24 protein-coding genes are annotated in these 24108 nt (G+C 44.9%); 15 read left to right on the top strand and 9 right to left on the bottom strand.

Translation table 11 applies throughout. The features are described 5' to 3' along the window. Positions 1–48: 48 nt before the first annotated feature. From HY58_RS02070 to gpmI, 4 genes are all read right to left on the bottom strand, one after another. Positions 49–2316, bottom strand: coding sequence for a TonB-dependent siderophore receptor (locus HY58_RS02070; protein ID WP_052323773.1), 2268 nt, complete (start codon positions 2314–2316; stop codon positions 49–51). Between the two features lie 40 nt (positions 2317–2356). Beyond that, positions 2357–2758 (bottom strand): hypothetical protein, encoded by a 402-nt coding sequence (locus tag HY58_RS02075; protein WP_156123537.1) that lies wholly within the window; start codon positions 2756–2758, stop codon positions 2357–2359. A gap of 122 nt (positions 2759–2880) precedes the next feature. Further along, complete coding sequence (locus HY58_RS02080; protein ID WP_039126920.1) at positions 2881–3369, bottom strand: heme-binding domain-containing protein; 489 nt, start codon at positions 3367–3369, stop codon at positions 2881–2883. Between the two features lie 22 nt (positions 3370–3391). After that, a complete protein-coding gene (gene gpmI / locus HY58_RS02085; RefSeq protein ID WP_039126924.1) occupies positions 3392–4915 on the bottom strand; it encodes a 2,3-bisphosphoglycerate-independent phosphoglycerate mutase in 1524 nt (507 codons plus the stop codon). 166 nt (positions 4916–5081) lie between these two features. Between gpmI and HY58_RS02090 the strand changes: the two genes are divergently transcribed. The 11 genes from HY58_RS02090 (at position 5082) to HY58_RS02140 (ending at position 13544) form a co-directional block, all read left to right on the top strand. Further along, positions 5082–5474, top strand: a complete 393-nt coding sequence (locus tag HY58_RS02090) for a DUF4783 domain-containing protein (protein WP_039126927.1) — start codon at positions 5082–5084, stop codon at positions 5472–5474. Between the two features lie 97 nt (positions 5475–5571). Beyond that, positions 5572–6432 (top strand): carboxylating nicotinate-nucleotide diphosphorylase, encoded by an 861-nt coding sequence (gene nadC, locus HY58_RS02095; protein WP_039126930.1) that lies wholly within the window; start codon positions 5572–5574, stop codon positions 6430–6432. An 82-nt stretch (positions 6433–6514) separates the two neighbouring features. Then, positions 6515–7981, top strand: a complete 1467-nt coding sequence (sufB, locus tag HY58_RS02100) for a Fe-S cluster assembly protein SufB (protein WP_253271482.1) — start codon at positions 6515–6517, stop codon at positions 7979–7981. A 42-nt stretch (positions 7982–8023) separates the two neighbouring features. Further along, entirely contained in the window at positions 8024–8779 is a 756-nt protein-coding gene (gene sufC, locus HY58_RS02105) for a Fe-S cluster assembly ATPase SufC (protein ID WP_039126932.1), read from the top strand. 51 nt (positions 8780–8830) lie between these two features. Then, positions 8831–10147, top strand: coding sequence for a Fe-S cluster assembly protein SufD (gene sufD, locus HY58_RS02110; protein ID WP_039126934.1), 1317 nt, complete (start codon positions 8831–8833; stop codon positions 10145–10147). Next, entirely contained in the window at positions 10137–11402 is a 1266-nt protein-coding gene (locus tag HY58_RS02115) for a cysteine desulfurase (protein ID WP_052323774.1), read from the top strand. The genes sufD and HY58_RS02115 overlap by 11 nt, the downstream gene beginning before the upstream one ends. Before the next feature lie 15 nt (positions 11403–11417). Then, positions 11418–11858, top strand: coding sequence for a SufE family protein (locus tag HY58_RS02120; RefSeq protein ID WP_039126937.1), 441 nt, complete (start codon positions 11418–11420; stop codon positions 11856–11858). 1 nt (position 11859) lies between these two features. Beyond that, a complete protein-coding gene (locus HY58_RS02125; RefSeq protein WP_039126940.1) occupies positions 11860–12174 on the top strand; it encodes a DUF59 domain-containing protein in 315 nt (104 codons plus the stop codon). Between the two features lie 11 nt (positions 12175–12185). Then, complete coding sequence (locus HY58_RS02130) at positions 12186–12788, top strand: Rrf2 family transcriptional regulator (RefSeq protein WP_072037560.1); 603 nt, start codon at positions 12186–12188, stop codon at positions 12786–12788. A gap of 59 nt (positions 12789–12847) precedes the next feature. Further along, the gene (locus HY58_RS02135) at positions 12848–13192 is read left to right on the top strand and encodes a translation initiation factor (protein WP_039126943.1); all 345 of its coding nucleotides are present in this window, start codon (positions 12848–12850) and stop codon (positions 13190–13192) included. 103 nt (positions 13193–13295) lie between these two features. Further along, on the top strand, positions 13296–13544 hold the full coding sequence (locus HY58_RS02140; RefSeq protein ID WP_039126946.1) for a hypothetical protein: 249 nt from the start codon (positions 13296–13298) through the stop codon (positions 13542–13544). 66 nt (positions 13545–13610) lie between these two features. Here the strand turns inward: HY58_RS02140 and HY58_RS02145 are convergent, their stop codons facing one another. Together HY58_RS02145 and HY58_RS02150 are read right to left on the bottom strand one after the other, a co-directional pair. Continuing rightward, complete coding sequence (locus HY58_RS02145) at positions 13611–13901, bottom strand: hypothetical protein (RefSeq protein ID WP_156123538.1); 291 nt, start codon at positions 13899–13901, stop codon at positions 13611–13613. Positions 13902–14021: 120 nt separating this feature from the next. Continuing rightward, positions 14022–15473, bottom strand: coding sequence for an NADP-dependent isocitrate dehydrogenase (locus HY58_RS02150; protein ID WP_039126952.1), 1452 nt, complete (start codon positions 15471–15473; stop codon positions 14022–14024). Between the two features lie 130 nt (positions 15474–15603). On the opposite strand from HY58_RS02150, the gene apaG reads away from it, so the two are divergent. Continuing rightward, positions 15604–15990, top strand: coding sequence for a Co2+/Mg2+ efflux protein ApaG (gene apaG, locus HY58_RS02155; RefSeq protein ID WP_039126955.1), 387 nt, complete (start codon positions 15604–15606; stop codon positions 15988–15990). Positions 15991–16161: 171 nt separating this feature from the next. Here apaG and HY58_RS02160 read toward each other — a convergent pair whose 3' ends face one another. The 3 genes from HY58_RS02160 to HY58_RS02170 all read right to left on the bottom strand — a co-directional run bounded on the left by HY58_RS02160 (position 16162) and on the right by HY58_RS02170 (position 20129). Then, positions 16162–16491 (bottom strand): four helix bundle protein, encoded by a 330-nt coding sequence (locus HY58_RS02160; protein ID WP_039126958.1) that lies wholly within the window; start codon positions 16489–16491, stop codon positions 16162–16164. A gap of 119 nt (positions 16492–16610) precedes the next feature. Beyond that, a complete protein-coding gene (locus HY58_RS02165) occupies positions 16611–18230 on the bottom strand; it encodes a peptide MFS transporter (RefSeq protein WP_371197849.1) in 1620 nt (539 codons plus the stop codon). Between the two features lie 174 nt (positions 18231–18404). Further along, on the bottom strand, positions 18405–20129 hold the full coding sequence (locus HY58_RS02170) for a peptide MFS transporter (RefSeq protein ID WP_039126962.1): 1725 nt from the start codon (positions 20127–20129) through the stop codon (positions 18405–18407). 154 nt (positions 20130–20283) lie between these two features. Between HY58_RS02170 and purD the strand changes: the two genes are divergently transcribed. The 3 genes from purD to HY58_RS02185 are packed head-to-tail and all read left to right on the top strand — an operon-like array spanning position 20284 to position 24056. Further along, on the top strand, positions 20284–21591 hold the full coding sequence (gene purD / locus HY58_RS02175; protein ID WP_039126965.1) for a phosphoribosylamine--glycine ligase: 1308 nt from the start codon (positions 20284–20286) through the stop codon (positions 21589–21591). Positions 21592–21593: 2 nt separating this feature from the next. Next, on the top strand, positions 21594–22640 hold the full coding sequence (locus HY58_RS02180; RefSeq protein WP_039126967.1) for a tryptophan 2,3-dioxygenase: 1047 nt from the start codon (positions 21594–21596) through the stop codon (positions 22638–22640). A gap of 39 nt (positions 22641–22679) precedes the next feature. Further along, entirely contained in the window at positions 22680–24056 is a 1377-nt protein-coding gene (locus HY58_RS02185) for an alpha-L-fucosidase (RefSeq protein WP_039126969.1), read from the top strand. Positions 24057–24108: the final 52 nt, after the last annotated feature.

A 24108-nucleotide genomic window follows, 5' to 3' on the forward strand; every position in this document is an offset into this window, starting at 1 on the left:
TTGTCCTATCCCTCTTTTCCCCAAATCTTACCTCTTACTTCTTACCTCTTACCTGTTTCCATACCTCACCCCGACGACCACCTGGCTGCCCGCCGCCACCAACCCCGACGAATAAGGCCTGTATCGCTGGTTAGTAATATTCTCCCAGGCGGCCTGTATACTGAAGGCGCTGTTGAGCCGGTAACTGGCATTGAGATTAACAGTGTACCAGTCTGGTGAGAATGGCCTGCCCTCCCTGTCAACCGCGTAGATTCCAGCTTTGGTCTTTTCTGTTGGTGCCAGCTTACTATTGGTGATCCGGCTATTATAAATGGTATTAAGTTCTAACTGGATCTTTCCTTTTAAATAGGCTAAAGCTAGGTTGCCATAAAATGGCGGGGCATGTCGCAACGGTACTTGCCTCCCTTCTCCGTCACCCGTAGTTTCATCCGTTTCTTTCCCGGTTATATAGTTGGCATTCAGTCGCGCACTGAAGCCCTCATATATAGGTATCAACGTACTTAGCTGCAATCCCCAGACCGTTGCTCGGGCAACATTCTGCAATGCTTCCACCCGACTCTTTGTACCATCAAATAAAATGCTGTCCTGCCCGTTGAAAGAATATGGTCTTCGCACGATAGCATCCTCCAAAAGGGTATGGAAACCCGTCAGCTCTACTCTTAATCCGGCAGATCTGTAGGCAACTCCCGTTTCAAAATTCCAGGCATACTCGGGTTTAAGGGTTGGATTGGGAACAGTGATATTTCCCGGTGCATTTTCAAAGAGTTTACCGATATCATCAATATTCGGCATGCGGTATCCGCTCGCGATATTGGCATTGAATTGCCAGTGATTGCCAGCCCGGTAAACAATCCCAGTGTTGATAGTGAATGCCCCTTTTCGTAACCGTGTATTATCATAAGGGAAGGGAATATAACTGTCATCAAAATCAGCATCCAGCCCCGTATAACTATAGCGTATACCCGAACTTGCCGTAAATGCATTGTTTATATTTATTTTGTAGCTCCCATACAGTCCGGAAGAAAACCATTTACTACCATCCGGATACCTGCTTACCGCCCGCTCTTTATTGCCGGTACTGATATCAATTATTTCCCCGGCAGAACCAATATTGTTATGTACATATTCGGCTCCCCAGAATAGCTGGCCCCGGCCCAGTTTTTTTTCGGCATCCCAGTTTATACTGGATGCTTTGACCTGCTCGGTCTGTATATTCCTGTTCACCCTGTTACGCTGCCGGTCGATCCTGCTCTCTGTATAATTTTGATAAGCTATTGTAAGTCGCGCATTATCATAAAGCGCTGTTTTTTTGGCATGTAAAAAGTTAAGGTTATGCATGCGCCATAGCATTGGTCCATAGTTCCACTCCGCAAAGCGAAGCTTACCTCCCCGGTATTGGATCAGCCTGTCATACCTGGGTGCGCTTCCCGTACCCGAATAGGTGAAACCATACTGCATCATGAGCTTATCCGATAAACGGATTTTTATTTTCTGCAGCATGTTCACCTGCTCGTAGCCGGTATATTTCTGTACCCGCGGGTCGGCATTTTTTATGATACTATCACTCATGCCTATACGCTGAATATATTCAGGGCGCAGGTAGTTGTCCTGTCCTCCGTGTTTGCCCATTTTCAGATCATCAAATGAACTATAGGTGATGGAACTTACCCATGAAACTCTCCTGCCCCCTATATTCAGGTCGGCATGGATGGTTTTTTCGCGATTAGCGCTGCTATAACGTGCCAGTGCACCCGCCTGTACTAATGTTATGCTATCACTGCTGAAGCGGGGTTCGAGGCTGTGGAAATCCATCACACCGCCAATTGCGTCGGAGCCGTAGATCAGGCTGCCCGGACCAAACACCACTTCACTTTCTTCAATGGCAAGAGGATCAATGCTTATCACATTCTGTAAATTACCGCTGCGGTAAATAGCATTGTTCATCCGTACTCCATCTACAACAAGCAGTACCCTGTTGGTTGCGAAACCCCTGATCATGGGACTGCCCCCGCCCAGCTGGCTTTTCTGTATGAAAACTGTTCCCGTTTGCCCAAGCATATCTGCCGATGTCTGGGGTTGACGGAACATAATCTGTGCACGTGAGATCTTCGTGATCTTATTGGGCACTTCATTCAACTGTTGCTCCCATTTATTGAATGAAAAGATGACCTCGTTAAGTTCTGCAACTTTAATACTGTCCTTTTCCGGCTCCTGTGAAAATACTGCCTGATTAAAAATCATTAGCAGCCCAATAATAAATATATGCGCATAGCATGGCTTAATGCTGGCGTTTGCCGCATTGGTGAATATTATCATGAAATAGTTTGAATGTTATAACCTTATTTTATTTTTTCGGTTATACATACTTCGGAGGGGGACTGGCTACTGCCATAAAACAATGTTCTATTGCTTCCGTGAGTGTTGGCAGTTTTGATTTTCTGTATATAATTTCAAATTCAATATCCCTTTCATCTAGTGGTAGGAATGCCGCTATCTGAAACATTTTCACAATGCCGGAAAGTGATCTTCCGGATTCTTTTTGTTCTTTATCAAGTAACCTGATCGCTTTCATCTGCAATTTCGATTCCTTAGGATCGAACAACCCGTTTACCAACAGTATGTCACCATCAGCCCGGATTGAAAGCACATCAAATAGCTGGTCATCAATAATGATCTCTTTGTCCTTTTTATACCATACCAGCGCGCCTTTTTTTATTTTAATGGTTACGATCTCCGCACCCTGGAGTTTTTTTTCCATCTCCTTCCTGATAAGAAATTGTTGTACCTGGAAATAAAAGGAATATAAAAATGGGGCCAGTATAACCAACCCTGTGGGCAGTATTAATGCATGTAATAGATAATGGCGCACTGGCATTGGTGCTATTTCTTTAAGATCAGACTATCTATAGGATACTTTGCCTTCATATCATTCATTACCTTATCGGTCCAGCTAATTATTAGTTTTTGCTGTTCCTCATCAAGTTTGGTATTTGTGTGAATAATGGTGTAGGAGGGAAGGGGCATTTCACCCTCTTCAACCATTTCAGCTACTTCTTCAATTTTATGGTATTTGCGACGAAGGTTATAATTGCCGTAATCATCAAAGTTTAATTCCTTCTTTCCTTCATCCACATGATCATCCAGCCACCAGCCAATGGGTTGAATATTTGAATACCATGGATAAGTGGTCTTATTACTATGGCAGTCGTAACAGCTTGTTTTCAGCAATTGGTCAACATCTGATGGCACCTCAACAAAATTGTTGATATTGGCCGCCAGTCCGGTTGGTCCGTTATTGTCTTTTTTAGGCCTGAATGCCTGCAAAACCAACAGAACCACCAGCAGGAAAAGAAAAATCTTTTTGATCATATTATATGGGTATTAAGAGTGATTAGTTTTCAACCAATACATTTCCGGTCATCTCCACCGGAATCGGTAATCCCATAAATTTAAGGATAGTTGGTGCTATATCCCCTAGTTTACCAGGGTTCACCGTGCCGCGCCAGTTTTTGTCAATGATAAAAAGTGGAACCACATTGAGGGTATGCGCGGTATTTGGACTTCCATCTTCATTGATCATATAATCGGCATTGCCATGGTCAGCTGTCAGGAAAACGGTATAGCCATGATCAAGGGCTTTAGTCACCACCTGCTGAACACATTGGTCAACCGTTTCAACCGCCCGGATGGCTGCTGAAAAAATACCGGTATGTCCAACCATATCTGCATTGGCATAATTCAGGCAAACAAAATCAGCATTCTCTGCTTCTAATTCTGGCAGGAGCGCATTGGTGAGCTCGAATGCACTCATTTCGGGTTGCAGATCGTAGGTGGCTACTTTGGGGGATGGCATCAGGATCCGACTCTCGCCATCAAATGGATTTTCGCGGCCGCCGCTGAAGAAAAATGTTACGTGCGGATATTTCTCGGTCTCCGCAATGCGGATCTGCTTTTTCCCATTCCTGGCCAGAACTTCGCCTAAGGTGTTGTTCAGGTTATCCGTTTCAAATATGACATGCACATTGCGGAAGGTCTTGTCGTATTCTGTCATGGTGGTATAATGGAGGTCCAGGTGCCTCATGCCATGCTCCGGCATATCCATTTGCGTGAGTACTTCGGTGATCTCCCTGCAGCGGTCGGTTCTGAAATTGAAACAGATGGCCGTATCACCATTCTTAATGGTTGCCAATGGTATTCCTGCTTCATTGGTAATGACTGTGGGCAATATAAATTCATCTGTGAGGCTGCGGTCATAAGAATCCTGTACAGCCGCAAGTGCGTTGGTGGCTATTTCTCCCTGCCCCTTCACCATGGCATCATAAGCCAGTTTAACGCGCTCCCAGCGCCTGTCGCGGTCCATAGCATAATAACGCCCGCTCACCGTGGCAATGGTTCCGGTGTTCTGGTCGAGGTGACCCTGCAAACTGGTCAGATAATTCAGGCCACTCTTTGGATCAGTATCCCGGCCGTCAGTAAAGGCATGAATAAATACTTTTTGGAGCCCCTCCTGTTTGCAAACGCTTATTATCGACTTCAGGTGATTGGTATGGGAATGAACTCCTCCATCGCTCACCAGTCCCAGCAGGTGCAGGGCCGTATCAGTGGCTTTGGCATGGCGGATCGCCTGCAGCAGAACAGGATGCTGCTGTAACTCGCCATCACGGATGGCAACATTGATTCGTTGCAATTCCTGGTATACAATTCGGCCGGCTCCTAAATTAAGATGACCCACTTCACTGTTTCCCATCTGCCCGTCGGGAAGACCTACTGCTTCACCACAGGTTACCAGCGTTGTATGGGGATATTGGTGGTAGAGGCTGCTCACAAAAGGTACATTGGCATGCTGGATGGCATCACTGGAAGCAACTTTTCCGAGGCCCCATCCGTCCATAATGATCAGGATCGCTTTTTTCATCGTTTGAAGGGTTCAGCTTGATTTTATCCTGTAAATCTAGTTTATTTTGGGGTTTTGATGACCGGTAGAAGGTTTAATGACAGTTGGCACACTTTTGGGGGATGGAGAGGTGGCCAACCCAATCCGTAGTCCTGGTGAAAACTTATAAACCAATCAAATTCTACGAATGAAAAACATTTTTACACTTATCCTTATCGCATTAGGTTCACTCCTGGTTTCTTTTACCAATAAAGGAGCGGAAATGGATTCGGTGGTGGTGGCTCTGAAATCAGGGAATGCCAACATGCTTTCAAGATTTTTTGACAGTCGGGTTGATATATCACTGCCCGATCGCAGCGATAACTACAGCAGGAGCCAGGCAGAGATGATCATTAAGGATTTTTTCAGCAGTAATGGCGGCGTTAAGTCTTTTGAGCCCAAACACCGGGGTGAGAACAGCGGTTCCAACTTTGTCATCGGAATGTTGAACACCAATAATGGTCGGTACCGTACAACCATATTTATGAAGCAGAAGGGCGAAAAGCAGTTTCTGCAGGAGGTTAGGTTCCAGCAGGAGTAATTGGGAACTCCTATATAGAAAGAGAAGAGAAACCATAGTTTTATAGTAAGAAGGCTCGCCAGCGATGGTGGGCTTTTTTTATGCTTAGATTTGTTTTATGATAGCATTTGAAGCACTCCTTAACAAACTCATCACCGATGCTTTGGCAGAAGATATAGGTGATGGCGACCATTCTACCCTCAGCGCTATTCCGGCCGGCGAAAAAGGCAGTGCTGTGCTGAAGATAAAAGAGGACGGTGTGTTGGCAGGCATGGAGGTGGCGGAACGTATTTTCCGTCATATGCAACCTGATATCAGTTTCCGTGCTTTCAAAAAGGATGGGGAAATCATGAAGTATGGAGAAGTTGCCTTTGAAGTGGATGCGGATGTGCATACCATTCTTATGTGCGAAAGGCTTGTATTGAACTGTATGCAGCGCATGAGCGGAATAGCCACCCTCACCAGGAAATATACCGACCAGTTAAAAGGCCTTCATACCAGGGTTCTTGATACCCGGAAGACCACTCCCAATTTCCGCCTGCTCGAAAAATGGGCCGTAGCCATTGGCGGCGGTGTAAACCATCGTTTCGCCCTGTATGATATGATCATGCTCAAGGATAATCATATCGATTACTGCGGCGGCATCACAAAAGCTATCGACAAAGCCTTTAATTATGTACAAACCCAGAAACCTGGTCTGCACATAGAAGTAGAAACAAGGTCGCTGGACGATGTTAAGGAAGTGGTTTCCGTTGGACAAGGAAAGGTCTTCCGTATTATGCTTGATAATTTTAGTCCCGCCATGATCCGTGAAGCACTTCCCCTCATTCCCCCCGGTTTTGAAACCGAAGCAAGCGGTGGGATCAACCTCGATAACCTCCTTCAGTACGCCGCAACAGGGGTCGATTATGTGAGTGTAGGCGCCCTCATTCACCAGGCCCGGAGCCTGGACCTCAGTCTGAAAGCGGTTATGCGCTAAATCCTGTTAAGATTTCATTTCAGTTTTTTCGTCTCGTCTATAATGCCGAACTTTGTTTGTACTTTTTTGTATTAATAACAAGATGAGTGGAAAAATAATGGAAAACGAACTGAATACTATTCCGCCTCATGTTTTCACAGAATATAAATATGGGTTTGTAACCCCCATGGAAACAGATGAGGCACCGATGGGACTGGATGAGAGCACAGTCCGCTTTATTTCGGCCAAGAAAAATGAACCTGAATGGATGTTAAACTGGCGATTGAAAGCTTTCCGCCACTGGCTAACCATAAAGGACAAGGAACCTCAATGGGCTAATATCAAATATGATAGCATTGACTATCAGGATATTATCTACTATTCCTCCCCCAAACAAAAGATAGCGCCGGGTAGTCTGGATGAAATTGACCCCGAACTTCGCAGAACCTTTGAAAAGCTGGGGATCTCTCTCGACGAACAGAAAAGACTAACGGGAGTAGCGGTTGATGTGGTAATGGACAGTGTATCGATTGCCACCACCTTCAAGGACCAGCTAAAGGAGCAGGGTATCATCTTCTGTTCCATTAGTGAAGCCATTCGCGAGCATCCCGAACTGGTACAGGAATACCTGGGTTCGGTGGTTCCAATTACGGATAACTTTTTTGCCACCCTCAACTCGGCGGTTTTCAGTGACGGTTCCTTTTGTTATATCCCCAAAGGCGTTCGCTGCCCGATGGAGCTTTCCACCTATTTCCGGATCAATGCCGAGAATACCGGTCAGTTTGAAAGGACCCTCATCATTGCCGACGAGGGCAGCTATGTGAGTTACCTTGAAGGTTGCACCGCGCCGATGCGCGACGAAAACCAGTTGCATGCCGCGGTGGTGGAACTGATCACCATGAAAGATGCCGAAATAAAATATTCCACCGTACAGAACTGGTACCCTGGCGATAAGGAAGGCAAAGGTGGTATCTATAATTTCGTTACCAAGCGTGGCATCTGTAAAGGTGATAACTCAAAGATCTCCTGGACCCAGGTAGAAACAGGTTCTTCCATTACCTGGAAATATCCCAGCGTGATTTTGAAAGGCGATAATACCACCGGCGAATTTTACTCCGTTGCGGTTACCAATAACCACCAACAGGCAGATACCGGCACGAAAATGATGCACCTGGGTAAAAATACCAAAAGCAGGATCGTATCTAAAGGTATCTCTGCCGGCTTTAGCAATAACAGTTACCGCGGACTTGTACACGTTAGCAGGAATGCTTACAATGCCCGGAATTTTTCACAGTGTGATTCACTCCTGCTGGGTGATAAATGCGGAGCACATACCTTCCCTTATATAGAAGTGAAAAACAATTCTGCCATTGTAGAACACGAGGCTACCACTTCCAAGATCGGTGAAGACCAGCTTTTCTACTGCAACCAGCGGGGTATTGATACAGAAACTGCGGTGGCACTCATCATTAACGGATTTGCAAAAGAAGTGATGAACCAGCTTCCGATGGAATTTGCCGTTGAAGCACAGAAACTGCTGGCTATAAGTCTTGAAGGCAGCGTAGGGTAATGATGCCCGTGAGAACAAATTAATAATAGAAAAAAACTGATAATGTTAAGCATAAAAAATCTGACAGCGAATATTGAAGACCGTGAGATACTGAAGGGAATTAACCTCGAAATAAAAGCAGGGGAGGTTCATGCGATCATGGGACCCAATGGTTCCGGTAAAAGTACGCTGGCCTCTGTTCTGGCGGGCCGTGATCATTATGATGTTACAGGCGGGTCGGTGGAATTCAATGGTAAGGACCTGCTTGATCTCAAACCCGAAGAAAGGGCAGGGGAAGGGCTGTTTCTCGCGTTCCAGTATCCTGTTGAGATACCCGGATTAAGCACCATCAACTTCATGAAAACTTCTTTGAACGAAGTACGTAAGTACCGCGGACAGGATCCTTTGGATGCTGTGCAATTCCTGAAATTGATGAAGGAGAAAATGGCTTTGGTGAACATTGATAAAACATTGTTGAGTCGTTCGCTGAATGAAGGTTTTTCAGGGGGGGAAAAGAAAAGGAATGAAGTGTTCCAGATGGCTATGCTCGAACCAAAGCTGGCGATCCTGGATGAAACCGATTCAGGTCTCGATATTGATGCCATCCGGATCGTGGCAAATGGTGTGAACAGCCTTCGCAGGGAAGATAACGCTGTATTGGTGGTAACGCATTACCAGCGTTTGCTGGATTATATCGTTCCTGATTTTGTACATGTATTGTGGAATGGAAAGATAGTTCGTTCCGGTACAAAGGAACTTGCATTGGAACTGGAGGAAAGGGGCTATGATTTCATCAAGAATGAAACAGCCACAGTTTAAAATTTTCTTTCAACTACTCTTTACCGGCATCACAAAAACATCAGAAACTTAATGGAAAATATCGATAACATATACGAACAGCTTGATAAGGAACTATCGATGAACGGGGCTGATAATCTCCGGGAAATCCGTCGTGGTGCCCTGGAGAAATTCAGGCGAACTGGTATTCCCACCACCCGTCATGAAGAATGGAAATATACCCGCGTGAGCAGCCTGTTCAACAAGCAACTCAATCTCCCTGTTTCGGGAGCTGATCTTCCCTTCACACGCGAAGACCTCGATGCCCTCAGGCTGCCAGGGCAGGCGGAGGCCAACGAACTTGTGTTTATTAACGGACTCTATTCAGCCGCATTCTCGGTTATACGATCCAGTGGTATTGAAATAGTACCGCTGGCAATTGCTGCAGAAAATGAATATGCCCCTATTGTAAAAGCTCATCTCGGCCATAGCAGCAAATACCATGAAGATGGTTTACATGCCCTGAATACTGCATGGCTTCGTGATGGCGCTTTTGTTTCCGTTAAAAAGTCTGCCGTACCTGAGCATCCTCTCTATATTATTAATATCGCGGATGCCCGCAAGCAGCACCAGTTCCTGCAGCCCCGTTGCCTTATTCACCTTGCCGCGAGGGCTGTTTTGCAGGTGATTGATAACAATATCACTATTGGTAATGTTGATTGCCTCACGAGCCAGGTTGTGGAAGCAGTGGTTGAAGAAGCCGCATTCCTGGAATATTATAAGTTACAGCATGATGCGCCTAACAGTAGCATCGTGAGTACCACGCATATACGTCATGTAGGAAAAAGTAATAGTCATGTGGTTACCATCAGTCTTGACGGCAAACTGGTTCGGAACAATCTGAACATCGTTCTCGATGCGGAACATTGCGAAAGCCATATGTACGGCCTCTATATGCCTAAAGGTGACGATCATATTGATAACCACACCCTGGTGGATAATGTAAAACCACATTGTTTCAGTAATGAACTTTATAAGGGTGTAATGTCTGACCGATCCACCGGCGTTTTCAATGGGAAGATCTTCGTAAGACAGCAGGCGCAGAAAACAAATGCCTACCAGTCTAATAAGAACATCCTCCTCTCACCCGAGGCAAGTGTCAATACAAAACCACAGCTGGAGATTTTTGCGGATGACGTGAAATGTTCACATGGTTGTACCATTGGACAACTCGATGAAGATGGGATCTTTTACCTGCGTTCGAGAGGTATTTCGGAAGATATGGCGAGGTCATTGTTATTGCATGGCTTTGCCACCGATATCCTGGAACAGATCAAGCCACTGGCATTGCGGAATTATATGGAAGAACTGATCAATCATCGGTTAGAACTTAAAGAGTATGAATACTGATTCAACCGTTTTGAAGCATAGCACATTGCAGCGGAAATCAATAGATGTTGCTGCCGTGCGTAAACAGTTCCCGGTTCTTACAAGGGAAGTGAAAGGTCATCCGCTTGTGTATTTTGACAATGCTGCCACTACACAGAAACCGGCGGAGGTGATCCATGGACTTATCAATTACTATTCGCATACCAACGCCAATATACATCGCGGCATTCACACACTGGCAGAAGAGGCCACTGCGGCTTATGAGGCTACCCGCCACCTGGTGATGCATTTCCTGAATGCATCTTCCATAGAAGAGATCGTTTTTACACGTGGTGTAACCGAAAGTGTAAACCTCGTTGCTTATTCATGGGGACGCCAGCAGATCAAGGAAGGTGATGAGATCATCATCAGCACTATGGAACATCATTCGAATATTGTTCCATGGCAAATCTTATGTGAGGAAAAAGGCGCTGTGTTGAAAGTGATCCCAATCAATGATGCGGGAGAACTTCTGCTGGAGGAATATGAAAAGTTATTATCATCCAACACCAGGTTAGTATCTATAGTACATGTTTCCAATGCACTTGGTACTGTCAACCCGGTTAAGCAGATCATTGAGAAGGCGCATAAGCATGGCGCTCTCGTATTGGTGGATGGGGCACAATCGGCTGCGCATATCCCTATTGATGTACAGGACCTGGATGCTGACTTCTTTACTTTCTCTGGTCATAAGATATATGGTCCAACAGGCATAGGCGTATTATATGGAAAGAAGGCTATTCTGGAAAGTATGCCTCCATTCCAGGGAGGAGGTGAGATGATAAGGGAAGTGCGTTTTGAAAAAACCACATACAATGATCTTCCCTATAAATTTGAAGCGGGCACACCAAATATTGCCGATACAGTTGCACTTAGGGATGCCATTCATTTTATAGAACATTATGGCAAAGAGAATATTGCTGCATGGGAGGATGAACTGCTGCTGTATGCAACCGAAAAACTTCAGGCAATACCTGGATTGAAAATAATCGGCGAGGCCAGAGAAAAAATAAGCCTGGTATCGTTTGTGATTGATGGAATTCATCCGCAGGATATTGGTATAATGCTCGATAATCGTGGCATCGCAGTGCGCACAGGCCATCATTGTACTCAGCCGCTGATGAACAGGTTTGGGATTCCCGGAACTATCCGTGCATCCTTTGCCATCTATAATACCAAAGAAGAAATTGATAGCATGATCGTAGCCCTTGAAAATGCCATCAGGAAGCTTTCCTGAGGAAAACAATAGCAGATGACGGAAAAGACAATAGAAATAATTGAAGAAGAAATAATAGAAGAGTTCAGTCTCTTCGATAGCTGGGATGATAAATATGAATATATCATTGACCTGGGAAAAAAACTTCCTGTTCTGCCATCGGTTCATAAAATTGATGAGAACCGTGTAAGGGGTTGCCAGAGTACGGTATGGCTGGTTGCGGAAAGAAAAGCTGACAGGGTCTATTACCAGGCCGATAGTGATTCAGTGATTGTAAAGGGTTTGATCAGCATGTTGATCAGGGTATTGAGCGGGCAGCGTGCGGATGATATCATTGAAGCAAAACTTGGCTTTATTCAGGCAATCGGGATGACCACCCATCTTGCCCAAACCCGTTCTAATGGACTTGTTGCCATGGTGAAGCAGATGAAGAGTTATGCCATGGCCTTTAAATTAATGGACAAATCAAGCGGATAGTATGAACACAGAGGAACAATTAAAAGAAAAAGTTATTGAGGTACTCCAAACCATCTACGATCCGGAGATCCCGGTGAGTATTTACGAATTGGGATTAATCTATGAAGTGTCAATTCTACCTATTAACAATGTTCAGGTGGTAATGACACTGACAGCGCCTAGTTGTCCTGCCGCACAAAGTATTCCTATTGAGGTTGACCAGCGTGTCCGTGAAATTGAAGGGGTGAATGATGTTCATGTTTCTGTAACCTGGAACCCGCCATGGGATAAAAGCATGATGTCTGAAGCTGCAAGGCTTGAGCTTGGTTTTATGTAAAACAAAAAATAATGAAGATCACCGCACAGGAAGAATATGGATTGCGCATCCTGATCAGGATAGCCGCTTGCTCCGAGCCGGAGGGTCTCACTATTTCCCAGCTCAGCCAGGCGGAGGGCCTAAGCATGAACTATGTAGCCAAGCTCACAAGGTTGCTCAGGCAGGAAGGTTTTATTAAAAGCACTCCCGGAAAGATCGGTGGATATTTTTTATCGCGACCGCGGAAAGATATATCAGTGAACGTTGTTCTTAAAGCCCTTGGTGGCAGTTTGTTTGATGATGGTTACTGTGGACTTCATGCCGGACTTTTAACCGTTTGCACAAACTCTGCTGAATGCAGTTCAAGGTCGTTGTGGCGGGTGCTACAAAACCAGATCGACAGGTTCCTCGATAAGATAAGTCTGGAAGACCTCATCGGTAATGAAAAGAATGCAGAGAAAATGTTCCGTCAGCTTTTGGCAGAAACCGCAGCGCAAAAGCAGGCCGGAACGGATGATACACCTTCATATCAGCACCAGCATCCTCATGATGCTACTTCAAATCAGCATGGAGCCTCTTCTCAGAACCAGCCTGAAAATACCGCGCCAATTAAAGTTGACGCATTTGCAAAATAAGATCTCCCGGTTTTCATTTGATTTCTGATTCATACTTTTGGACCATCATACCATTTCAAATGTCTAAGAAACGATCATCTGATAAGAACGGTTTCGTTTTTTCCACTGACCCCGGTTTCCGGTTTGAACCTGAAGAAACCGAACAATCTGAAACACTCCCCTCCGATAAACAATTGTTGCGCATTAAACTTGATACCAAACAAAGAGGGGGGAAGGCTGTTACGCTCATCACAGGCTTTATCGGCTCCTCTCATGATCTGGAGATGCTGGGAAAACAACTCAAAAACTTTTGCGGTACCGGCGGGTCAGTTAAAGATGGAGAAGCTCTTGTGCAGGGCGACCAGCGTGATAAAGTTTTGCAATGGCTTCTTAAAAACGGATATAGTCGCTCTAAGAAATTCTGAGCTGACCCCGCGTTGTTCCACTCCCATAGAATCAGGATCAACCCTCACCATAATTTATCCACTCAAGAAAAAATCATCTTTACTAAAAACACATCACCTCCTAATGAATCATCTATATCTGCATAAACTATTTCTCCTCGATGCTACTGCAGCCAGTTGGGGGCTCTATCAGCTTGTTTTCGTTTGTGCAGCCCTGTTAGCCATGTACAGTGCATATATTTGGTTTGAAGGGCGGCGTGATAAAGAACCGGAGGTAATCAGACGGGGTAAACTTCTTTTCCTGCTGTCAGTTGTAACTATGGTGGCTACAGCATTTGTTTCCTTTGCCATAACCCGGAAATTGCCTTTCTAAGTATAAATTAACGGCATTGCTATATACATTATGGCAAACTGATAAAACAATTCAATTATGTTTGGGTTAGTCAATCGCATTCGCACGGCCTTTTATCATATATAATACCCCGGCAAGGGCAGGTATTATTAATAGCCCGATTTTCCACCTGTTCTTTTCTGCCTTGCTTAACCTGGTTGAAGCAGAAATTTCCATCCAGCACAATACGCAAAAGCTGATGGAAAGAATCATGCCGATGAGTCCCATTAAGAGAAGGTAATTGTTTCCTGAACCGCGCAAATCAAGTAGGAACAATGCGAGGCATAACATACTATACCCGGTAATAAACAAAAAGGGGAGGTGGCGTGCTTTATACATAGAATGGTTTCCTGGAAGAGTAATATACATAAAAAAAACAGCCGCAAATAAGCGACTGTTTTTATAATTGGGCTCCATTGCGTTTATTCAGAGCCCGGATTATTTTCCTTCCCCTTTAGCTTATTGCCCCTGGGCCAGACTATAAGCATTCTTATCGCCCCATTTATTTAATAATTCAGTTGAACAGATCTTGAAATCGGCCATCAGTGCACGATACAGTTCGAGGATGTCGGTTTGTGTTACTGCAGCCCCACCAACACTTTCAAAACGGGCGCTGTACTGGTTCACCATATTTGTAAATACCGATCCTTTCGGCCATACCTGTGTGCCGCGATTGCTGATGGTTACAAGTTTAAAAATATCACCAACATGCAGCAGGCATTTTTCCGCGATCACCATTGGTTGTTCACTGCTTTCAATGAACATATCTACCCCCACGATCAGCTCATCTTCGGGTTCTTTTGACATGATCATCGGGTTTTCTTCCAGCTTGAAAACTGTTTGAGTGGCAGGCTGGTTGGGCAACATCGGTCTTGCACCATGTGTTGGTGTTTTGCCAAGGTTGGAAATGATCGCATTGGCAAATACAGTGGTATTTACTGAAGGAATACTCCTATCTCCAAAATCACCTGTATGTACACCACTTTCCAGAGTAAATAGCAGTGCGTTTTCAATTGTGGCAGCATTTTCCATCATTCCCAGGTGCCTCAGCATGGCGATACCGCTTAAGAGGAGGGCCGTTGGATTTGCAATGTTCTTTCCGGCTATATCAGGTGCGGTTCCATGTACTGCTTCAAAAATACAGATGTGGTCGCCGATGTTTGCGGAAGGAGCAAATCCAAGTCCGCCAACCAGTCCCGCGCAGAGATCACTTACAATATCTCCCTGCAGGTTAGTGAGAACCACCACGTCAAATTCCTGAGGACGGCTAACTAATTTCATACAGAGATCATCAACAATAACATCGTCTGCTTTAAGATGGGGGTATTCTTTTGCCACTTCATAAAAAACCTCCAGGAAGAGGCCGTCGGTAATCTTCATGATATTGGCCTTATGACCGCAGGTGATACGTTTTGATCCGTTCTTGCTGGCCATTTCGAATGCGTATTTGATCACCTGAAGGGAACCTGGTCGGGTGATAAAACGACGGCTGAGCGCAACATCATGCGTAAGCATATGCTCAATACCGCCATAAGTGTCCTCAATATTTTCACGTACAATGGTAAGATCGATGGGGATTCCTGCCTTACTGAAAACCGTGTCAACACCATGAAGGGTCTGGAAAACACGCTTGTTCGCATAGGTGTTCCATGTTTTACGCGCAGTAACGTTCACACTTTTAACGCCTTTGCCTTTGGGCGTTTCCATGGGACCTTTGAATAATATTCCCAGGTCTTCAATGGTCTGCTGGGCATCCGGGGTCATTCCATTGGAATAGCCCTTGTCGAAAACCCATTTACCCATATCAACGTATTCATATTCGATCGGAACTTTATTGGCCGTAAAAATATCCAATACAGCCTGCATGATCTCGGGACCGATACCATCGCCTTTGGCTACAGCTATTTTCATATAATACTATTTACAAATTGAAATTATCAGGTGGCGCAAAGGTAAGCCGGGGTCACGAACGAACGTTCATAAAATGAACAAAAACTGCGTGCTGCTGTTGTTTTTGTATACCTTTAAACAAATTTTGGGAATGAACAGTACTACCACACAGGGGGTTGAGGTGAGTGTGGAAACCTATTACCAGCCCGATTATTCAAATCCATTAGCGGGCGAGTTCATGTTTGCCTACCGGATTACCATAGATAATCACAATAATTTTTCGGTGAAACTTCACCGCAGGCATTGGCATATCTTCGACTCAAATGGTGACCATCGTGAAGTGGAAGGCGAGGGTGTAGTTGGCGTTCAACCCATGCTCACGCCCGGTGACCGTTACCAATACGTTAGCGGCTGTAATCTCCGCTCCGAAATGGGTCGCATGTCTGGTTCCTACCAAATGGAAAACATGGATACCAGGAAATTCTTTGATGTAGATATTCCCGCGTTCGAAATGGTCGTCCCGTTCAAAAACAACTAATACAGGTAAGATGTAAGAGGTAAGAGGTAAGAATTAGGCTGGAGCAGTTCCAAACTATTTTCATTTACATAACACACCTGCCACCACAACAAATCTTACCTCTTCAATCTTACCTCTTATCTGAACTCTTACCTCTTACATCTTACCTGTGTTGAGTTTTGCCCTCGCAGTTTATAGAGCAGCAGAAAAAATAGAAACCAATTCATTCGATTCAATCTTCAGACGAACAACTTCATCATTCTCCATATTTAGTTGTTCCAATAGTTCCAGCCAGTAACAGGTTTCATCTGCTTCTTCAACAACTGTTCCCAGTTTTGCAACGAATTCTTTATATCTTCTTGCTTTACATGCTGCTCTGTAATTAGCAGCCACGCCGGTAGCCGATCTGCCAATTTGATTACTGATAATATAATTACTTTTCAAAACAGGTAACTGATCGACAAGTTTTAATATTTGCAATGCAAACCCCGCACTTCTGCTCTTCAATTCATTTGTATCCATTCCTCAATCTAAAATCAAATCCTTTCACCTCACCCCGTTCTTTCACCCAAATCTCACCTCTTACCTCTTACCTCAAATCTCACCTCTTCCCTCTTCCCTCAAATCTTACCTCTTACCTCTCACCTCTTACCTTCCAGGATCCCATTCAGCCATTTCAACATAGCAAAGCACATCGCGGCAGCGGCCATCAGCAGTGCGAAATTCAACCAGAAATAGTTCGCCTTATGCTCGTATTGATCCCACATCGTGGCGAGTACTCCCGAGAGTTTGTTTCCAATAGATGTTGACAGAAACCAACCTCCCATCATCAGGGATGTTATACGCGGCGGACTCAATTTGCTTACTATCGACAATCCCATCGGACTCAGAAATAGTTCACCCACCGTTATAACACCATATCCTGCTACCAGCCACCATAGGCTCGCTTTCTCTGCACCATTATTGCTTGCATAAACTGCTGCCACCATTACCAGCGCGGAAAGTCCGGAGATAAATAATCCCCATGCGATCTTAGTTGCTGTGCTTGGTTCACGGTTTCGTTGACGCATCCACGTAAATAAGGCAACTATCAATGGGGTCAGCAGTATCACCCAACCGGGATTAATGCTCTGGCTCAGGTTGGTTGCCCACACTTTTACGCTGGAACCTTCGTCGGGCTTCTGGACTTCGGCCAGGTTGCGGAAATAGGGATGGTAGTTAAACTCTTTCAATATCACGCCGTTCTCCTTTTGTAAGCGGAACTGCTGATCGTAGAGGGCAACACTGTCTTTTTTATAGGGAATGGTCTGAGCGAGACTTAGCTTGTCAAATACCTTAGCCGTGGTACCTTCCAGTGAACGGTTGGTATAACGATCGGCCCACGTAGTTAATGCCGATCCATTTTGTTTGAATACTGCCCAAAACAAGATCACAACAGCAAAGATCGCCAGCAGCGCGGCTATAGGTCGCTTCTCACTGGCTTCGGCCTTAAAATAGAGTGAACCATAAAAATAAAGGACCGGGATACAGGCGAAGATGAATGCATCAGTTGAGTCAGATCCGAATAATGAGCCCGGAAGCAACCATCCAAGTATACCCGCAGTTACAGAAGGCAAAAGTATTAGTAATACGATCCGGCTGATGGACATATCATCCTTGCCCACGCCTTTTTTTATATCAAATGCTTTATAATGTTTAGTGCCAATGATAAATACCACTACTCCAACCAGCATTCCAATACCCGCGGCTATAAAGGCATATCCCCAACCAAGCATTATATAAAGTGCGGCACCGAAAAAGTTACATATAAAGGCACCGAGGTTGATACCCATGTAAAAGATATTATAACCTTCATCTTTCTGCGCTTTAAACTGTGGGGTTGAGTAAACGTTACCGAGCAGCGTACTGATATTGGGTTTGAAGAATCCGTTTCCTACTATAACAAGTGTCATACTGGTATAAAGCATTGCAGTGTTATGGATTGCCATGAGGCAATATCCTGCGGCCATCATCAATCCACCGCCAATGATTGATTTGCGGTAACCAAAATAACGGTCGGCCAGTAGTCCTCCCAAAAACGGCGTAAGGAAAACGAGGGCAATGAAAGTGCCATATAGATCTGCAGATTCTGCTTCCGTCATTCCATACCCGGTCTTTACATCTTTAAGGTAAAGCGTAAAAACTCCGATCATGAGGTAATAACCAAAACGTTCCCACATTTCGGAGAAGAAGAGGTATGGTAGTGCGCGCGGATGACTCACAGGTAACATTTAAGAGGGAAGAGGTAAGAATTCAATTAAGAGGTAAGATTTAAGAGGTAAGATTTAAGAGGTAAGATTTAAGAGGTAAGATTTTTGCTGCAGCACTTCCAAACGTTTTCCATTCACTCAACACACCTGCCACCACAACAAATCTTACCTCTTACCTCTTCCCTCTTACATCTCCTTGGGGTGCATCATCTTCTGCAACTTCTTGGTGAGCAGGAAGAGTATCAATGATGCGAAGCCCGCCATGCCCACAAAGAGCATGAAGAAGTCATAATTATCATTCATTTCATAACCGAGGAAACTGGTTGTTTTGCCATCGGGATACAAGGCGCTCAGCACACCTGCAAATTTATTGGCGGCAGCATTGGCAAGAAACCAAACGGCCATCAGCAGGGAGGCAAATTTCAAGGGAGCCAGCTTATTCACGAGGCTAAGCCCGATAGGTGACAAACAGAGTTCACCCCATGTATGTAGTGCATACATTCCAAGCAACCACATCATACTCACCTTGATGCCAGGTTCAACATTTTTTACGCCAAATGCGATCCACAAATATCCAAGAGCTAGTAGCAATAATCCCCATGCCATTTTTGTTGGTGACGATGGTTCGTTTTTACCAAGTTTTATCCAGAGCCATGCAAATACCGGCGCAAAAGCCACAACATATATAGAGTTTAGTGACGCAAATGCGCTGGCAGGAACTTCATCTATCAGAATGGAAGACTGCCCTTTCATGGCCAGCAAAATGTTTCCAACCAGTACAGTGATAAATAATATTGCCAGCAGCACCTGAACAGTAATGCGGAGATTTTTATGAAATGCATCCGCGAGTCCTTTCGAAACTTTCTGGAATAGCGTAAATGTATAATAAAGAAGCGCAGCCGATAAAACGTATATCAGCCCCATGGGAATATTCCAATTCAATACCCGGTCAGTCTGTTCATCTGCAAAGAAAGTGAGAGATGCTCCCGCCTGTTCAAAAGCACTCCAGAAAAAGATCACGAAAAAAGCCACGATGAATATCACCATGATCCGGTCCTTTTCAAATTTATTAATGGTTTTATCAGAGAAAATGAAAAACGCGATGAATATCACAGATGCCAGCAACAGATAGGTGAGGAAGCTGAATACTTTAGCATCTATATACAAAAGTCCGATCATAAGGGCCGATAAAATAGCCAGTCCCAGTCCAACAAATATTGGGTTGGAAAATGCTTTCGGCGCATCTGCAGGAACCTGTCCGAGGGGTTGCCCGTCTGGCGCTACAACATATTTATTTTGGAATGCAAGCTGTACCACCACACTGAGCAACATGGCAATTCCTCCTGCCAGGAAAGCCCATTTGAAATCTGCAGGGTCGCCGGTATCGCCCAGGAATGCACAAACAATTGGTCCCAGTGCACCTCCCACATTTATCCCCATATAAAAAATTGTATAGGCGGCATCTGTCCGGCGATCACCTTTGGGGTAAAGTTGTCCTACCAGCGATGAGATATTTGGCTTAAAGAAACCGTTACCGGCAATCATGAATCCGAGTCCGGAGAAAAAGAATATGGAGGATAGTGATTCGTTTGTGCTATATAGTGAGCCGCAGAAAAAAAGTATGAATTCGCCAATAGCCATCAGCAATCCGCCTGCTATGATCGATCTTTTATTTCCCCAGTAACGGTCTGCAATATATCCACCGATCAATGGGGTGAGGTAAACGAGCCCGGTATAAGAGCCATAAAGATTGGAGGCAAACACTTTGTCAAACAGTAGCGCTTTGGTCATGAATAGCACCAGCACGGCCCGCATGCCGTAATAGTTGAAACGTTCCCACATTTCCGTTGCGAAGAGAATATATAACCCTTTGGGATGGCCTGATTGGGATGCAAGCTGTGATTGGCTCATAAGTGGATCGTTAATTTATGATTAGCTTTTGTTTGGATGGGCCAAAATAAGGATAAAATCCGTATGAGTGCTACCGGATGAGCTTTTGAACGCATTTCTCTATTTTCGCAGCCGGATTGGTTGATCCGGCTCATTTATATAAGAAAGAATTATCATGAATATATTATTACTCGGATCTGGTGGCCGCGAGCATGCAATGGCCTGGAAAATGGCCAAGAGCCCGCTTTGCGACCGTTTATTCATTGCCCCGGGTAATGCCGGTACAGCCCAGTGCGGCACCAATGTTGACCTGAAATTGACGGAGTTCCGGCAGATCCGCCAATTCTGTATGGATGAATCCGTTGACATGATCCTTGTTGGGCCGGAAGAACCATTAGTAAAGGGAATTGTGGATTATTTCCGCATGCATCCGGTGGCCCTTAAGAGCGGCGCACTAATGTCAATTATCGGTCCCTCCCTCTATGGTGCACAATTAGAAGGATCAAAAGCCTTTGCCAAAGCATTCATGGATCGCCATAAAATACCCACCGCTGCTTACCGTGAATTTGATGCAGCCAGCTTTGAAGAAGGTCTTCTTTATATTAAACAGCATACACTTCCCATCGTATTGAAAGCGGATGGCTTGGCCGCGGGTAAAGGTGTTCTCATATTAAATGATCACGATGAAGCTGCTAAGGAATTTGAAGAGATGATCAAAGAGGAAAAGTTTGGGGATGCGTCTAAAAAAGTGGTGATCGAAGAATTTTTAAGCGGAATAGAAATGAGCGTCTTCGTACTCACCGATGGCAAGAACTATGTATTGCTGCCCGATGCAAAGGATTATAAGCGTATCGGAGAAGCTGATACCGGACTAAATACAGGAGGCATGGGCGCTGTTAGTCCGGTTCCTTTTGCCAATGATATTTTCATGAAAAAAGTGATTGAAAGAGTGGTAAGGCCCACGGTGGCTGGCTTACAGGAAGAACGTATTGATTATAAAGGTTTCATTTTCGTGGGACTGATAAAGGTAAATGAAGAACCCTTTGTTATTGAATACAATTGCCGGATGGGTGATCCCGAAACGGAAGTAGTTATGCCCCGCCTGCAGAATGACCTCGTGGAACTTCTTTTGGCTACTGCCAATGGCGAATTGGATAAGGTTACTGTAGTACAGGATCCGCGGGTAGCCTGCACCGTTATGGCTGTAAGTGGAGGATATCCGGGTGATTATGAAAAGGGTAAACTTATTAAGGGGCTTGATGCGCAGCTTCCTCCCGCCAGTCTCCTCTTCCATGCAGGAACTGTAGAAAAAGAAGGAGAGGTGTTTACTGCCGGCGGTCGTGTACTCTGCGTTACTTCTTATGGTGAATCTGTTGGAGAAGCAGTTGCTTTGTCAAAACAGGCACTGAACACAATATCTTTCGATGGTATGTATTTCCGGAAAGATATTGGGTATGAGTTTTCTGAAAGCAATAAGTCCTGATCATGAAAAACGTTCATTATTCTGATTACCTGCAGCTTGATAAGATTCTTAATGCACAACAACCTGAAAGTGATTTATTGCAGCAACCCGCGCATGATGAAATGTTATTCATCATTATCCACCAGGCTTATGAATTATGGTTCAAACAGGTGATGTATGAGGTGGAATCAGTGAATACCATAATGAAGCAGCCTGAACTCAATGATAATTCACCAGAATTACAAATCGTGGTCCATAGGCTCCAGCGTTCTGTTACCATTTTAAAAGTATTGGTACACCAGATCGATATTATGGAAACAATGACACCCATGGATTTTCTTGATTTCCGTGATATGCTCCGGCCGGCATCGGGTTTCCAAAGCTGGCAATTCAAGGCGCTGGAAGCCAGGCTGGGACTGCAATTCATGCAGCGCCACGGACAGGAGTATTATACTTCGCAATTACGTCCGGAGCAGGTTGCTTTGATCAAACAGGTAGAATCTGAACAACCCCTCATAAGTCTGCTTAATCAATGGCTCGAACGAATGCCATTTCTTGACCAGTCACCTGATTGGTTTGCTGATTATTCAGCTGTCTACCGGTCGAGCCTGACTGAAAAAGAATTAGCAAATCTGCAGGGCTTTGAATCAGTATTTGGAGAATACACTGATACCACCTCCAGCATTCCAAATGAGGATGCAGCTACTGGAAATTCCTCTGGTTCTATTCGACAGCTCTCACCAAGAGCATGCAGGGCAGCTCTTTTTATTATGCTCTACCGCGGTTACCCCATGCTTCAGCAGCCCTTTCAACTGCTTAATGTTTTACTCGAGATCGATGAGCAGCTCAGCACCTGGCGATATCGGCATATGAATATGGTACACCGTATGATCGGAACCCGGGTGGGCACTGGTGGGAGTACAGGAAAGGATTATCTTAAAGGGGCGGTTGACAAACATTATATCTTCAGGGAGATCGCCCAGCTGACAAGCTTTTTGGTAGAGCGCAGGCGCCTGCCTTCCCTTGATAAGGAAACGGAAAAACGTTTGGGCTTTCTGTCTCATTCCTGATACTTCTGCCTTTTTCAGTTACAAACTAAATGATTGCTTATGAAATTTTCGGTTACGATTCTTCTGTTTACAGCAGTTATGGCAGTTACAACATTACCTGCGCAAACAGGGGTTGTTGTGCAGCAAACTGAGGGGCAGGTGGCAAGGGAAAAAACGGCTGATCCTTGTGCAGATAGCTCAAAGATGCAATGGTTTGCTGATGCCAAACTTGGCATATTCATCCACTGGGGAATCTATGCAGTGAATGGTATTGATGAGAGCTGGAGCTTTCACAATCGCAAGATCAGCCACAGCGATTATATGAAGCAGTTAGGCGGCTTCACAGCCTCCCGTTATGATCCGGAACAGTGGGCAGAACTGATCCGCGAAAGTGGTGCCCGCTATGCTGTCATCACTACCAAACACCATGATGGTGTTGCCTTATGGCCCAGCAAACAAAATCATTATAATGTTGTGAAAGATACGCGCGCCCGCCGCGATCTGCTCACCCCATTTTTTGCAGCATTGGATAAACGCAATATCAAACGCGGGGCTTATTTTTCTTTGATCGATTGGTCGCATCCTGATTACCCTGGCTTTCTTCGCGACAGCTCCCGTTATAAAGTGCAGGAAGACTCTTTAAGATGGAATAGATTCCTTGCTTTTAATCTCGCACAGATCAATGAAGTATCTAGCCAGTTCCGTCCCGATCTGTGGTGGTTCGATGGCGATTGGGAACATAGTGCAGCAGAATGGAATGCCTCGGGTATACGCTCAGCAATTCTGAGTAAGAAACCATCTGCCATCATTAATGCGAGACTGGCAGGCTATGGTGATTATGACACGCCTGAACAGAATACACCTATCACCCGGCCCAAAGGAAAATGGTGGGAGCTTTGTATGACCATTAATAATAATTGGGGCTACCAGCATACTGACACCAACTGGAAAACGCCTTCTGAGATCATTCATATTTTTGCTGATGCCATCGGCAGCGGTGGCAATCTCTTACTCGATATCGGACCTAAAGAAGATGGGACAATTCCCCCGCAACAAGTTACAGTTCTTAAAGAACTGGGCAGGTGGAATAAAAAACATGAAGAGGCAATATTTGGTTCGCTGGGAGGAATGCCGCAGGGTCATTTTTATGGGCCTTCCACCATCTCTAAAGATTCCACGGTTCTTTATCTTTTCTTAACGGGCAAGCCATCGGGATCGGTGATGGTCAAGGGTTTGAAGAATACGATCAAAAAAATAAGGGTAGTGGGATCAGGCCAAACACTGGAGCACAAAATCGTCGGAAAGATCTCCTGGAGCCAGGTTCCCGGCCTGGTATTCATTGATATACCCGCAACGGTGAAAGACGAATATATGTCTGTCCTTGCCCTCGAACTTGATAAGCCGCTGAGTCTTTATACGGGGCATGGCGGATTATAAAAGTATACCGGATAGGGTTAGGTGAAATTGTTTCGGAAATACTTTACCGAAG

It is taken from the genome of Flavihumibacter sp. ZG627, assembly GCF_000814325.1.
GTDB lineage: Bacteria > Bacteroidota > Bacteroidia > Chitinophagales > Chitinophagaceae > Flavihumibacter.